Origin of the sequence: Paenibacillus profundus, assembly GCF_021369635.1 — a bacterium.
In the GTDB taxonomy this organism is placed as follows: Bacteria; Bacillota; Bacilli; order Paenibacillales; family Paenibacillaceae; genus Paenibacillus_B; species Paenibacillus_B profundus.
In genome coordinates this window covers 40,102-54,946 of the sequence record NZ_JAJNBZ010000023.1, presented here as the reverse complement: position 1 = coordinate 54,946, position 14,845 = coordinate 40,102, and the positions used below count along the sequence as shown (strand labels likewise).

At 51.9% G+C, this 14,845-nt stretch carries 7 protein-coding genes; all 7 read right to left on the bottom strand.

Annotated elements, in window-relative coordinates; all coding sequences use genetic code 11:
• Window positions 1–191 precede the first annotated feature (191 nt).
• Window positions 192–1,592, bottom strand: coding sequence for an ammonium transporter (locus LQV63_RS22100; protein WP_233698329.1), 1,401 nt, complete (start codon window positions 1,590–1,592; stop codon window positions 192–194).
• Window positions 1,593–2,135: 543 nt separating this feature from the next.
• A complete protein-coding gene (locus LQV63_RS22095) occupies window positions 2,136–4,376 on the bottom strand; it encodes a M1 family metallopeptidase (RefSeq protein ID WP_233698328.1) in 2,241 nt (746 codons plus the stop codon).
• 316 nt (window positions 4,377–4,692) lie between these two features.
• Window positions 4,693–6,657 carry a threonine--tRNA ligase gene (gene thrS, locus LQV63_RS22090; protein WP_019421797.1) on the bottom strand — a complete coding sequence of 655 codons (1,965 nt, stop codon included), beginning with the start codon at window positions 6,655–6,657 and terminating at the stop codon, window positions 4,693–4,695.
• A gap of 533 nt (window positions 6,658–7,190) precedes the next feature.
• Window positions 7,191–8,111, bottom strand: coding sequence for a putative sporulation protein YtxC (ytxC, locus tag LQV63_RS22085; protein ID WP_233698327.1), 921 nt, complete (start codon window positions 8,109–8,111; stop codon window positions 7,191–7,193).
• A 301-nt stretch (window positions 8,112–8,412) separates the two neighbouring features.
• Window positions 8,413–11,523, bottom strand: coding sequence for a collagenase (locus tag LQV63_RS22080; protein ID WP_233698326.1), 3,111 nt, complete (start codon window positions 11,521–11,523; stop codon window positions 8,413–8,415).
• Window positions 11,524–12,227: 704 nt separating this feature from the next.
• The gene (gene mqnC, locus LQV63_RS22075) at window positions 12,228–13,367 is read right to left on the bottom strand and encodes a cyclic dehypoxanthinyl futalosine synthase (protein WP_019421794.1); all 1,140 of its coding nucleotides are present in this window, start codon (window positions 13,365–13,367) and stop codon (window positions 12,228–12,230) included.
• Window positions 13,368–13,642: 275 nt separating this feature from the next.
• Entirely contained in the window at window positions 13,643–14,845 is a 1,203-nt protein-coding gene (locus LQV63_RS22070; RefSeq protein ID WP_233698325.1) for a trans-sulfuration enzyme family protein, read from the bottom strand.

Genomic DNA, 14,845 nt, shown 5'->3' with positions numbered 1-14,845 from the left:
ATCTCCAATGACGGTTGGCGTCTTCAGACCTCATATTCGGTTTATTCCTGACCGAGAAAAGCATATAGCTCCCCGACCGTCCGCACCTCCCGCTGCCGTTCGATGTCGCGCAACAGCGCGAACCACAGTCGGGCGCCTTGTCGATAAAGCGGCGGAGCAGTTGCAATGGCGGCAGAGTCATGCCAACCGCCTCAGGAATGTTGGCCGACAAGGGATTCATGCGCCTGCTTCATCTGTTCCGGATAACCGTACTCGCCATGCTCGCTCAGGTCGAGTCCGATAATCTCTTGCTCCTCGTGCACGCGCAGACCTATCAACCCCTTGATGACGAACAGGAGGATATAGGAGACGAAGAATGCAAAGGCGCCCGCCGCCGCAATGCCATACACTTGAACCCACAACTGCTTGAGGCTGCCGGTATCGATTAATCCGCCCCTGCCGACACCGACCTTCTCTGCCAGTTCCGTCGTAGCGAAGATGCCGTTCGAGAGCGTTCCCCATATGCCTGCCATGCCGTGAACAGACAAGGCATAGATCGGGTCGTCGATGCGCAGCTTCTCGAACAGCTTCGCGCTGTAGAAGACGAGCATGCCGGCGATAAGCCCGATGACGATGGCTGCCCACGGATCAACGAAGGCGCAAGACGCGGTAATGGCGACCAAGCCGGCTAGCGTGCCGTTCAGAATCGTCGGGATATCGGCTTTGCCGTTCATGATCCAGCTAATGGCGAGCGTGGCGAGCGCGCCAGCACCTGCCCCCAGCTGTGTGTTCATCGCGACGTAGCCGAAAAATCCGTCACCGACCGCCAGTGTGCTGCCTGCATTAAAGCCGAACCAGCCGATCCAGAGGATAAGCACGCCAAGCGTCGTATACACTTGGTTATGACCTTTGATTTTATTCGGAGCGCCGTCTTTGTTGTATTTTCCGATGCGGGGTTTCAGAAGAAGTGTAGCTGCAAGCGCCGCCATCGCACCAGTCAAGTGAACGACCGTAGAGCCGGCGAAATCCTGCTTGCCATGTTCGGCGAGCCAGCCGCCGCCCCAGATCCAATGAGCGACGACCGGGTAGATGATAGCGGTGAACAACACCGTGAAGAGAACGTAGACGGACAGCTTTGCCCGCTCGGCAAATCCGCCCCAAGCAATGGATAGAGAAACTGCAGCGAATGCGAACTGAAAGGTGAAAAAGACGAACGGAGGCATGCCGGCGGCAGCTTGCGGATTGAAGAAGAAGTCGCCCCAGCCGACGAAAGCATTGCCCTCACTGCCAAAGATGAGGCCGTAACCGGCCGCCCAGTATACGAGCGAGCACAAACCGACGGTGAAGACGGTTTTCCCGGCGACATGTCCCGCATTTTTCATCCGCGTAGATCCGGATTCAAGCAAAATAAAGCCCGCTTGCATGAACAGCACGAGGATGGCGGACAGCATTACCCACAAGGCGTTAAGTCCCGTCTCCAGCGTCTGGACAGACGCTTCTCCTGCGGCCAGGGCAAAGCTTGGAACAAGCCCGAACCATCCGCAACCTAGGAGAGCGGCCACCGCCCACCTGCCCCCATCTCGCATTGCGCGCTTCACATTGTTACTTCTCATTTTCTCCACACTCCTCATCATGTTAGATAATATAACAAACATAAACTGATTTATGGAGATTATAGACGTGAAATGAGCTCGATTCAATGGATTATTGAAAAGAATCCATACAATTGTTCAATATATGTAAATAAACCTAACATTATAATTGCTAACCTATAGCTTTCTCCATTACCGTGCGGATCCGCTTTCGAATTCGCCAAATCGTTCTTTTGCCCACTATCCCAATTATTCAGAAATAATTGGACATAAGCTCGAATTGCGATTGGTGCTGTTCTTCTCTCACTCACTCTGTACTTTGTCAACGCTCGCCTTCCTTTAAGAGCAAGGGTCATTTTCCCCATCGTCCTCACGAGACGTTTATGTACCCCCAAGCCATTCATTACGCAATCTGAACATTGGGGAGAGTGGACAAAAAGACAGATCGAAACAGAGACAAGTGAACACGAGAAGTAGTTTCGAGATGTGAAAATGAAAAAACCGCAGGAGTCACCCCTGCGGCTTTAGCGTATAGTATATTGGCTGCATTATTTAAATTCTAATTTATTCCTCCGTCTGGAAAAGCTTCGAGATCGGGTTGTCCACAAATTTTTCTTTATAGATAGAGCCGTCTGCCTTTTGGACAAAGTACTGATAAAAATTGTTCGTTACCATCAATGTTTTCATTCCAGCCAAAGGCAAGAAGCCAGCTGCCGCTTTCTCGTTGACATGATCGTCCGTCCAGAAGTAGTGCACGACCATACGGTCTTTGTTATACGGATGCGTGACGCCATATGCACCGTGAAGTCCAGGCTTGTTCATCACTTCTTTCCACGGGAAGCCCGCTTGCTCGGCCTTTGCCACAATAGCCGGCTTCAAGGCTTGAATGAACGTATTATGCTTCGGATTGCCAATGACGATGACGTTGCTTTTGGCCAGCGTCGTCTCCATGTTTTTCTTAATCGCTTGCCGCTCGGACATGATGTCGGCTTTCATACCGGTCATGCTAAGCATATTTTGAATGCCGCTGAACAGCATTTCCTGCTGTTCCTTGGCCGCTTTGCTGACCGGATTGCTGTAAACGATGGTCAGCGGTTCGCCATGCAGCGCTTTGGTCATTATTTTAAACATCGTTTCTTTCGACAGATTAGGGTAACCTTGCTCGACCCCATCATACATCTCTACCATGCCTAAGCGCATAAATTCCGCTTGTTCTGCCTCTGTCATGCCGTATTCCGGCTTGAGCTCGAAGTTAGGCTTATTCAGATTGTCATCCATTCGATCGCGGACCGCCTTGCCGAACTGGTCCTCGATTGTCTGCAGCAGGCCAGCAACGGTCGCGTTGCGGTATGCGTAACGGTTGAAGTACTCCTTCATGAACGCGTCGAACTTCTCTTGCCCGACCGTGCGGTACAGCTCGTAAATGGCGAGTCGGCCTCTCTTATAGAACAAAGCATCCGGCGATTCCCCGGCGTTGTCGTTCGTGGAGTTGATCGCTATGTCCAGCGGATATATATCGCTCCGAACATTATCGAAGCCGCTCAGCTTGCTGCCTTGCTCATTAAAGAAATAGCTCATGGCGAAATCCGCAAAGCCTTCATCCAAAAACGATTCCGTCTCGGAGTCATTGCCGATAATGGAGTGGAACCATTGATGCGCGATTTCATGCACAAATGCGGTTTTTTTCTCTGGTGCGGCATTAGCGTCAACAAGGCCCATCTGAATAACACGCGAGAACTCCACGGCTACGCCTTCCACGTGGGACTCCACGATGCGGAACTCGGGATATTCATATTTGCCGAATTTATCGCTGAAAAATTCGATGGCTTTGAACGCTTGATCAATATACTTATTGATTACGGCCGTCTTAGCCGGATCGTTGTTGTCATTGTAGTACACATACTCTACTGTCAAACCATTCTTTGTCTTGCTGGCTTTATGGAATTTTTCACTAGAGAAAAACACAAGCTCGCGGGTCTTGTCCGACTTCGTCGATACGACCTTGCGGCCGGCTTCAGCTGGCTGCTCCGACATTTGTCCCGGCATCACCACTTGGAGCTTCTCTGGCACGTTCATGTTTACATTGTAGTCAGCCACTTCGTAATAATCGGTCTCGAATTTCGTGCTATAAGGCGTCTTGTTCCAAGTATGCGTCTTCTCGTCATAGACGGACATGACCGGGAACCAATGAGCGCCGTTAATGATATCTTTTTGATAAGACAGTCGCTGCGAACCAAACGGAATTTTTGTCTTGTATTCCAACTCCAAAGCAACTTCCTCATCTTGGTTAAGTGCCTTCTCAAGCTGAACGGTCAGCGCTTGCTTTTCGTTTTTCGTGGCAAGCGTGCGCCCTGTAGCCGCATCCTTTACGCTAATAATATCGATGCCGCCCAGAAAATCCTCCGATTTTTTATCTGGATTTTCTTGTGCAATTTCTTCGTTGCTGCGGGCAAACATCGATGGCTGCGTTTCTTTCGAGCGGTGCGCATCGGCGAACAAGCGGAACACGACATCGTTAAGCTTATCGGAGGACGTGTTGCGGTACTTCACCGTTTGCTTCCCGGATATCGTCATGTCATCCGTGTTCAGCTTGGCTTGAATATCATATTGAATGTTGGTTTTTACATCTTGCTTCGTTTGCGCTGTCAATGCGGAAGCAGCCTGTGTCGGGCTTCCTTCGGAATCTGCTTGCGCGTAAGCCGTGTTTGTAGAGGTAAATGGAGCTGCAAGCATCGTAAATGCCATGGCGGCCGCTATCGTTGTCTGCAGCAGTTGGCGTCCTGTACGTTTCGTTTTCGTTGTCATAATGCACTTCCTTCATTTGAGAATCACCTCATGATGTTACATTCATTATAGTTCAGACACGTTCATGCAGCGCGTGATTTACCTTATGACATCCTTACATTTTTGTCAGGTATGGCTGCCGCCATCTGGCATTCCAGCGCTCGGCAGGCTATTGCGCCGACTTGATAGCCTCCCGCCCGCCGCATATGGCGAAGCCTGCCTCTATCGAAGGCTTGTCGCATCCTCGAAGCGGCAGCCGAACGAAAGGATAAACAAAGACGCCCGTCAGCGACAGGCGTCTTCCTTCATTTTCATTTCATTTTGTTACAGCAGCATTTTATTGTTCTTTCGGTGCTGCTTCCGGTACATGACGGGTACGAATTTCCTCTTGCAGCAGCGCGATCACTTCCGCGAGCGGCTTCATGCCGAGATCGCCCTCTCCACGTTTGCGGACAGATGCGGCACCGTCATTCTTCTCGTTCTCACCCACAACGAGCATGTACGGCATTTTCTCAAGCTGCGCTTCGCGAATTTTGTAGCCGAGCTTCTCGTTGCGCAGATCCGCTTCCGCGCGGATGCCTGCATCGAGCAGCGTTTCCGTAACTTCCTTCGCATACGCCTCATAAGTCGGCGATACCGGAATTACCTTCGCATGTACCGGAGACAGCCAGAGCGGCAGCGCGCCGGCAAAGTTCTCGAGCAAGAACGCAGTCATACGCTCCATCGTGCTAATAATACCGCGGTGAATAACGACCGGACGGTGCTTCTGCCCGTCTTCGCCTACATACTCCAGCTCGAAGCGCTCAGGAAGCAGGAAGTCAAGCTGCGCTGTCGACAACGTCTCTTCCTTGCCGAGCGCGGTCTTGATTTGCACATCCACCTTAGGGCCGTAGAACGCCGCTTCTCCCTCTTCTTCGAAGAACGGCAAGCCAAGCTCTTCCACGACTTCACGCAGCATGCGCTGCGACATTTCCCACATCGCATCATCCGGAAAATATTTCTCAGTATCTTGCGGATCGCGATAAGATAAACGGAACCGGTATTCCTTAATGCCGAAGTCCTCATATACGCGGCGAATCAAGTTAATAACGCGGGCGAACTCTTCCTTGATCTGATCGGGACGACAGAAGATGTGCGCGTCGTTCAGCGTCATAGCCCGAACGCGGTGCAAGCCTGTCAGCGCCCCTGACATTTCGTAGCGATGCATGGTGCCCAGCTCTGCGATACGAATCGGCAGTTCGCGATAGCTGCGCATATCGCTCTTATACACCATCATATGGTGCGGACAGTTCATCGGACGGAGCACGAGCTCTTCATTGTCGAGTGTCATTACAGGGAACATGTCCTCTTGGTAATGATCCCAGTGCCCCGACGTCTTATACAGATCGACATTCGCCAATACTGGCGTGTAGACGTGGCTGTAGCCGAGGCGTTCTTCCAGATCCACGATATAACGCTCCATTGTCCGGCGCAGCGTTGCGCCGTTAGGCAGCCAGAGCGGCAAGCCCTGTCCGACTTCACGGGAGAACGTGAAGATTTTCAATTCCTTGCCAAGCTTGCGGTGGTCGCGCTTCTTGGCTTCTTCCAGATAATGCAGGTATTCATCAAGCTGCGCCTTCTTCACGAAAGCCGTACCGTAAATGCGCTGCAGCATTTTGTTGTCGGAGTTGCCGCGCCAGTATGCGCCCGCCAAGCTCAGCAGCTTGAACACTTTAATCTTGCCAGTGGAAGGCAAGTGCGGCCCACGGCATAGATCGAAAAATTCGCCTTGATCATAAATCGTAATGACCGAATCTTCCGGCAAGTCAGAAATAAGGTCCACTTTCAATTCATCGCCGATTTCATTGTAGATGCGGAGCGCTTCTTCACGCGATACGACACGACGGCGAATCGGCAAATTTTCCGATACGATCCGTTCCATTTCTTTTTCAATCTTAGGCAAATCCTCAGGTGTAAGCGATATATCCATATCGATGTCGTAATAGAAGCCATCCTCGATGACCGGACCAATTCCGAGCTTGACGTTCGCATCTTTATATAAACGTTTGATCGCTTGCGCCATCAAGTGAGCCGTACTATGACGCATCACTTCCAGACCGTCAGCAGAATCTGCCGTCACGATTTCGACCTTTGCATCCTGTTCAATCGGCGTATATAAATCGACCACTTTCCCATCGATTTTCCCAGCCAATGCATTTTTCTTCAGACCGCTGCTGATTGAGCCGGCCACATCTTCAATGGTGCTTCCTTGCTCGTACTCACGCACGGCACCATCCGGCAATGTTACGTTAACCATAGACATGTGCTGTTCCTCCTTGTTTGTCGATAGAAGTGTGTGTTCAACCTCTATAAAAATAAAAAAACACCCATCCCTATAAAAGGGACGAGCGTTCATAATCATAGCAACTCGTGGTTCCACCCTCATTCGACTGCCTTGCTGCTTCCGCACACGATTCAACATCTGCATGTCGACAGGGCTAGAGCAATCCTTGAGCATTCGGTAACGGGAATGACACGTCGAATGATACTATCTCTGGTCTCCGTACAAAAAGGTACAGAACGGCCAACGAGTTCCCATTCAATGCTCCAAAGGGGTAAATGTACGGCGTACTCCGAAGAGACTTGCAGCCTCGGTCTCTCTCTCTGCGCGGTTCCATCCGTCATTCATATCTTCGTCATCGCATGACGTTATGCAACTGTTATTTCAATATGGCATATTATATGCGATCTTTCACTGGTGGTCAAGAGTCAATGCAGTCAAATAAAAAAGGCGGTTACCGCTGCTTCGGACATTTGTCCGAACCAGACGGAAATCACCTTCTGCATGAGACGGATTCAAGTGTAGCTGTCCTGCGTTTGCAACGGTTCGCTTGCAAGCGGTTGGCAAGAACTGCAGTAAATGCATACCTGCACACGTGACTCAAAGATCTGCTGAATGGTCTTAATTACTTGGGAATCCGGTTCTTGCGTATGAATAATAATATTTTGCGGAGACACGTTAATGAGTGTGCTTACGATCATATCTTCCATTTCCATATCGTAATCCAACATTTCTACAATCATGCCGTCAACAACGTGGTTTGGCTCCAGCGGCTGCATTTGCTCATTGAGAAGCGTAAACTCATGTCCACCCTTATGCATCAAATGAGCAAGCGGTATTTTCGTCTCTTGAATGAACACGAAATATTTCAACAATCCGATAAACTCTTGATACTGGCGTTCAAGCACATATTCGTCAATCGCGTAATCAACGACTTCGCGCAATTCATTTATATACTTCACTAAGCGGAACCGGATAAACCCCTCCAGGTTCAATTCCGTATGCTCCTCTAAATAACGGCGCAGTACGCGCATCACTTTGCCTTTGCGGCGGCGGCGCGCCTCCGTAGCCCCGATTTCGTCCACCCCATTAAGCAACTGCAGGCAATATTCCTCTATTTTGCTTTGTTCGCCCTCGTCATAGTGAGATTCTTTTGTAATAAAGGAACGGATGAGCGATTTTTCCTTCATGGACAAAATATATTCGGCAAGTGCCCGTGCGGCTTTATTCCACACGTCTTGTCCTTGTCTGGCAAGCTGAAATCCGGGCATGAGACCGCGGCAAGTAATCAAAGCCATCTGTTCGGTGATCGATTGATCGAACTCCACGCCATTCGGCTGTTTATGTAAATCGCTCAGCTCTTGCTGCAGTAAGCCCGTCAAAGCTGCCATGTCGTCCTGCGATGCATGTGGTAACGATATCGTGAACAGTTCCATGAACTCACTCCTTTCTGTTCCTTATTCAGTATATGGGGGCACAGAAACAGATATACGAAGAGGGTTCTGGAAATACAGGGATGAATATTTCAGACAATCATGTTAGAGCCCTTTGCATCAATCTCCCTTCGAGTCAGGCGCGTCATTTATTCATTATGGCCGTTCGACATTCGCCCGGCCGTTCTTGCTTAATTGTCTTTTAATTAGTGAACTTCTTCACCAAGCGATAGACACGCCCTCTCTCCCAATCAAAAAAACCTCCCGCCCACGGTTGAACCGTGGTACGGGAGGCTGACTCTTGTTAACGGATTTGCAAAGTGTAATGAACATCCTCATCGGCATACTTGTACACGAATACATAGTATCGGCCCGGTTCCGCTTCATAACCGGCGCTCATCCGCTTGTCATCCAATTCGATCGGATATGCGACAGGACGGTCTGTATCGCCTTCCCGGAACAGCATCCAGTTGACGCTTTCGCCAAGCCGCTTCTCCAGCTCAATGCGAAGCGCCGACGGCTTATCCACGTCCACCACAAACACATCCTTATCGTCATCCCCTTCGAGAGCTCCGATGACCGTCCGGCCCGTTGGAATCGGCCCATTGGCCGTATCAGGCGAATCGTTCGGCTCTGACTCTTCGAACAGAGGATTCTCCGGTTCCGGTTGCTGCTCAGGCAGCGTTCCCGGCTGGACGAGCATGCGGTATGGCTGCTCTCCCAGCGCCGTTGCATATACATACACGTAATAGGTGCCCGGCAGGGCCGCAACAGAACCGGCCACACTCGCGCCGGCCACGCGGCTCGGGTAAGCGACATAGTTGGTCAAGTCAGACTCGTGGTAGAGCACCCAAGCCGCCCCTTGCGCCTGTGCGGTCTCCAACTCTAACATCCAATCTCCCGCCTTCTCGACATCAAAGCGGTAGATATCGACCCGATCCGTGTCTTCAAGCTTACCGGATACGGATTTGCCCGCAGTCAAGCGGACGGCCTGTTCCCAGGTATCGTTCGGCTCCCGATCTACGTTCGGTTGTCCATTACCGTCATGGCCGCCGTCCGGGTCCCCCCCGTCGCCGCCGTTACCGTCTCCATCCGGGTTCTCTACGCTATCCCTGTCGGCAGGCAGCTTGCCGTGGAACACGAGATCGTAGACGAATCGCCCTTCCCCGTCCATACGGTAATTAGTAAAATAAGCAGTCACAGTCTTATACCCGTCCCACGAACGAGCCGTTAGTGTTTTCAGGAATTCGTCGGCAAGACCGTTCATCATCTGCCAATCCTGCGTTTCCCCTGCCGCAGCCCCGCCGGTGTACGTGCCGCGAAGCTCGAACGTCTGGAAGAAACGGGACTCCCGTTCCTGCGTGCTCACGTTGCTCAATCCCGCGATGGCCGCAATCTCTCCGTAAATGTCCCGCACCGGCTTAGGCTCAGGTGTCCGCATATAATCGTCGGATACGAGCGGCACCGTCAAGCTGTCATACTGGGCGGCCTGCTCCTCGATGGAGCGTTGGTACAATTGATTCAATCCCGCATCGCCGCTCATTGCCGCAAGATGCCCTTCATAGGCCCCCGCATCATTGAACTGGATGGCATCGTGAATCCGGTCAAGCGCCGCAAAGTCGTGCCGGTACAGATGGTCGTACAAGGCAAACGAATAATCGTAAAACTTCCACGTGCCGTACTGTGCATTCACCGTATCCGACACGGAGAAACGCTGCTCCGGCCCGTCGTGCCTCAGATTGCCCACGACCGACTTGCGGGGCTGAATCCCTTCCGTCCGCGTGGCGCCCGCGAAGAATTCGGCTCCGCCTTCGTCGAACCACTGCATGCGCCCCCCGTCATAGAGCGGTCCCCGGCCCCACATGCCCGGCACCACGTACCGCCCCTGCAGATAATGGGTAAATTCGTGCCGGAACAGTTCCTCCAGACTGTAAATGCTCTGCTCGATCGTCCGGTCATACGTGAAGAACGTCCCGTCGCCTTCAATGTAGATGCCGCCATTTTCAGTCTCGTATCCGTATAAATAGCGGTTCATCCGGTACTCGTCCGGATTGTTGTAAATGACAACTGTCAGCACGTCGTCCGCATTGCCCGGCTCCAGCGCCTTATCGCTGCCGATGACGCGGTGGAATTGGGCTTGAACTTCTTTCGCGGCCCAATATAAACGCTGAATCTGCTCCTCGCTCAACTTGTCGCCCGTCTGGAATATGAACCGGCCATCATCGAACTCGGTCCGCTGCGGAAGATAGCGCTCCTTTCCCTGCTGCTTCAACACGGTCATATCCACCAGGCTTCCGTTGGCATCCATCCCCGCGAAGTGTCGCTCAATTTGGTCGGCCGCCACGAAATACACCTCGCCAAGCGCCGGCTCCGTCTGCATAATTTCCGTCAGCACCCGGTTCGCCTGCAACGGGTCGCTGTAATAATGCCCGAGCGAACCCGTATAGTATATCGCGTTGTTCGTCAGCCACAGCTTGTCCGCCGACCTCGGCCCCTGCTTCACCATCCGGAACAGCTGCTCCAGATAAGCGTCGATGCCCCCTTTGAACGCAGCTTCCTGGACAGGATCGTCCATACGCCACATGAGCACATAGCCGACTCCTTGAATGAGGCTGTAGAATGCCTCTCCCGCCGAACGATCGCCGTCGTACGCATCCGTCCGGTCGACGTACGCTGCCAGGACGCCCGCCAAGCGGTTAACGGTATCCCGTTCGACCGTAGTGTTGGATATCAGCTTGCCCGTCGCTCCGATGACCTCGTTCTGCACCGGCGTCCCCCAAGCAAAGGCTGGGTTTTCCATAATTGCCTTCACAGCGGGCAGTACTTTTTCCCGGTACGCTGCCTCATCGATATGTCCGAGTTTCTCGTTGTAATACCCCAAATAGTAGCCGGAACGGAGCACCTCCACCAACGTAGGAATGCCTTGATCGTCCTCCGCCGTGAACCGTCTGCCACTCTCCTCCAACCGGTCCACGATGGCCTGAAAGCGGTCCCCGTCCGCATAAAACCGGCGGGTATCCTCGTTATATTTGAACAGCTCAGGAATCGTCCGCCATTCGATGCCCGCGAGCAGATCCGTAAGTTCTTCATTCGACAACGAGTTCAAATGCGCCATGCTGTACGTCGACTGGACATCCTGCCTCGCTTCGCTCTTAAGCGCCTGAGCCGGCTTCGGTTCCTCCATGCCAGCCTCTGCCGAATCTGCGGAAGGCAACTCCCCTACGGCTCCTAGCGGCGAGCCTAGCCGCTCGTCTTCCGTCATTGACCATATGCTGCCGCTCTCCGATTGGATAAATCCGTGCGGCTCTTCCGCCGTACCGACAGGCATGGCCGCGGCGAAGCCTGCTGGGCTTCCCGCAGCAACGGTTACCGCCAGCAAAGCAGCGGCCAGTCTCGTCCATACTTTCTGTTTCATGTGTACAACAACCCCCTTGTGTCTGTTCATTCACATTTTCTATTTGTGAACGACAAACCTAAATATCGGAGGAAATCGGGAGTTTGGACATAAAACTAAATTCCTGTTTTTCTCAGCAGATAGGACTTTCGTTGCGACAAAACGTTCCTGTAACCGGGACGTGAAAAGGCAAAAAGGCAGCTGACTCCCCGTCGACCGCCTTGCTGCATGTTTTCACTTTTCGGGTAATAACACTATTATTTACGCTTCGAATATGGGACTTGGAGTTCCATCCGGTAAGAACTTCCGATGTTGTCGAATTTTGCGAGCTAACCCAAACGAATCTAATCGATTGAACTTAGTCTATTTTCGGATCTCTACCCCTTACAAGTGGAAGTCGGCGCACTTTCATTGGAAAATGTACAGTCATTTCGTCCATTTCAACCGCGATTCGTTCATTCCATTGGAAAACATCCAGTCAAATCAGGGTATTTTCTTGCCTTTAAGCCGTTTGGATAGGACTCTATTGGAGTATTCCAATGACACCCCACACTTGAGCTCCTAATTATCGTAACCATTGGACAAAATACAATGGAGCACAATGGAAACCTCCCATCGTCCAACAAAAAAAGGCGCTGCCCTCCTCCCTTTCAAAGCAAGAGGCTCGGGCAACGCCAGCATGTTGATGATGGCCCACTATGTGTTATGAGTTCTTCTGCACTACACTAATTCTGCATTATAAAATCACGCTCTACGCGCATATTTTCATCGTCAAACACTTGTAGGATGTTGTACTTCGTATCCCGCTGCGCCGGAACCTTGCCGGCCTCGCGAATGAGACGAAGCGTGCTCTCGATGTTCACTTTGTGCGTCGCTCCAGCGGCGGAGACGACGTTCTCCTCGATCATCGTGCTGCCGAAATCGTTGCAGCCGTAGCTTAACGTCAACTTCCCGACTTCCGGCCCCATCGTTACCCAAGAGGCTTGGAAATTCGGAATGTTGTCCAAGAAAATTCGGCTGATAGCCAATGTCTTCAAATATTCCTCCGGACTGACGCGCTCCGCCTTCATGTTCGTATTGTCTGGCTGGAATGTCCATGGAATGAAGGCAAGGAACCCTTTGGAAGAATATCCATTCGCCAGGCATTCATCCTGTGCTGTGCGAACACGCTCCATATGAAGCGCACGCTCTTCCAACAGTTCGCCGAAGCCGATGACCATCGTCGCCGTCGTATTCATGCCGACCTTATGCGCAGTTTGCATAACGTCCATCCAATCCCGCCATGAGCCTTTAAGCCGGCTAATTTTACGGCGCGTGCGATCATCCAATATTTCCGCACCGCCGCCAGGCAAGGAGTCCAGACCTGCCTCATGAATTTCACGTACGACTTGCTCCAACGACAATCCGTCAGATACTTCCTGCATTTTCAAGATTTCAGCTGGCGAAAAAGAGTGCATCGTAATGCTTGGGAAACGTTCTTTAATCGCGCGCAGCAAATCTGTATAATAGCTGAAGGGCAGCTCGGGATTCGTTCCACCCTGCATCAATATTTCCGTACCACCAACGTCGATCGTTTCCTGAATCTTCTGAAAAATGACTTCATCCGGAAGGACATAGCCTTCCTTCGATCCGGGTGCGCGGTAGAACGCGCAGAACCGACAATACGTATCGCAAATGTTCGTGTAGTTGACATTTCGACCAATCACGAAGGTGGAAATGGGCTCGGGATGCCACTTCTGCATCTTTTGATTGGCGACGGCTCCAAGCTTTTCTATCTGGTCGGTTTCGAACAAAGTAACGCATTCGTCCGTGTCAATTCGTTCGCCGCGCAGCGCTTTGTCCAGTATGCGGTCAATCGGTGACATCGTACAGTCACTTCCTCTCAAAAATAAGTTGCATAAGTTGCATGCTCATGCGAAAAACGTATCTAGGCGCAGCCACAGCCACAAATGATATATGAACGTGCGCGATATGGCTCATCCGTACGTGACATGATACTTCCTAGTTCATGTCAACAACTGCAATAATGGTAACATAGTTTGCCCATAAAAAACAGCACCTCCCGGTACAGGCTGAACCGATGATTTGTCCGGTACGATACCTGTAACGAGAGGAATAAAGCAACTTCACTACTTATATTTTATGACAAAGATAATGCTTGATCCAAGTCCTCCAGCAAATCATCAATGTGCTCCAGACCTACGGAGAAACGGAGCAATCCATCCGTAATGCCTCGTTCCATCCGCACTTCCTTCGCCATGGCCGCATGTGACATCATCGCCGGATAGGATAGAATGCTCTCGACAGCCCCCAGGCTGACGGCGACCAGCGGCAGCTTCACTTGGTTCAGCACCTGCTTCGCACGTTCGCCGGAACCGACATCGAAGGATACGACCGCACCATAGCCTTGCGATTGCTTCTCATGCACCTCGCGGCCTGGATGATTCAACAGCCCGGGATAGTAGACGCGGGCAATATCCGTTCTCTCGTGAAGCCACTCGGCAAGACGCCGCGCGCTCTGCTCGCTCTGCTTCATGCGCGCTTCCAGCGTCTTCATCCCGCGCATCAGCAGCCAGCTGTCCTGAACGCCCAATACGGTGCCGAGACCGTTCTGCATCTGCTTGACGCGGTGTCCAAGGCTCTCGTCCGCCGTTACCGTCAGCCCGGCCAGCACGTCGCTATGACCGCCGAGGAACTTCGTCGCGCTATGCAGTACAATGTCAACGCCAAGCTTGATGGGCCGTTGATGGTAAGGCGTCATAAACGTATTATCGAGCAACGTGATGAGACCGTGTTCCTTCGCCCATGCCGCCACCTCAGCAATGTCCGTAATTTTGAGCGTCGGGTTGGACGGTGTTTCCATGTATACGGCCTTCGTGTTCGGGCGAAGGGCGGCTTTCACCTGTTCAATATCCGTCATATCGACGAAGGTCGATTCAATGTGCAAGCGGGTCAGGATAGACGTCAACAAACGGTACGTTCCCCCGTAGACATCCTCTGTTACAATGACGTGATCGCCCGCCGACAGGAGCAGGAATGCAGACGAAATTGCAGCCATGCCGGATGCGAATGCGTATCCGTTGCTTCCGCCTTCCAACAAAGCGATATAATTCTCCAGCGCCTGTCGCGTCGGATTGCCGGAACGGGAATAGTCATATTCAGGCGGCTCGTAAATATCGTGATGATGGAACGTTGTCGCCTGGTATATCGGAACGCTGGACGCCCCCGTATTACTGTCGATCTCACCGCCAAAGTGGATAAGCTTCGTCGCAAAGCGGCGCTCGCCTTTTTGGGGATGGTTGCTTCCCAGTTCGTCATCGTGTCCCTTATGTTGCTCGCTCAT

What these genes read in the sequence shown, in the direction of transcription:
- LQV63_RS22070 (WP_233698325.1), bottom strand. Translation starts at nt 14,845, where the DNA reads ATGAGCGAGCAACATAAGGGACACGATGACGAACTGGGAAGCAACCAT.
- mqnC (WP_019421794.1), bottom strand. Translation starts at nt 13,367, where the DNA reads ATGTCACCGATTGACCGCATACTGGACAAAGCGCTGCGCGGCGAACGA.
- LQV63_RS22095 (WP_233698328.1), bottom strand. Translation starts at nt 4,376, where the DNA reads ATGACAACGAAAACGAAACGTACAGGACGCCAACTGCTGCAGACAACG.
- LQV63_RS22080 (WP_233698326.1), bottom strand. Translation starts at nt 11,523, where the DNA reads ATGAAACAGAAAGTATGGACGAGACTGGCCGCTGCTTTGCTGGCGGTA.
- thrS (WP_019421797.1), bottom strand. Translation starts at nt 6,657, where the DNA reads ATGTCTATGGTTAACGTAACATTGCCGGATGGTGCCGTGCGTGAGTAC.
- LQV63_RS22100 (WP_233698329.1), bottom strand. Translation starts at nt 1,592, where the DNA reads ATGAGAAGTAACAATGTGAAGCGCGCAATGCGAGATGGGGGCAGGTGG.
- ytxC (WP_233698327.1), bottom strand. Translation starts at nt 8,111, where the DNA reads ATGGAACTGTTCACGATATCGTTACCACATGCATCGCAGGACGACATG.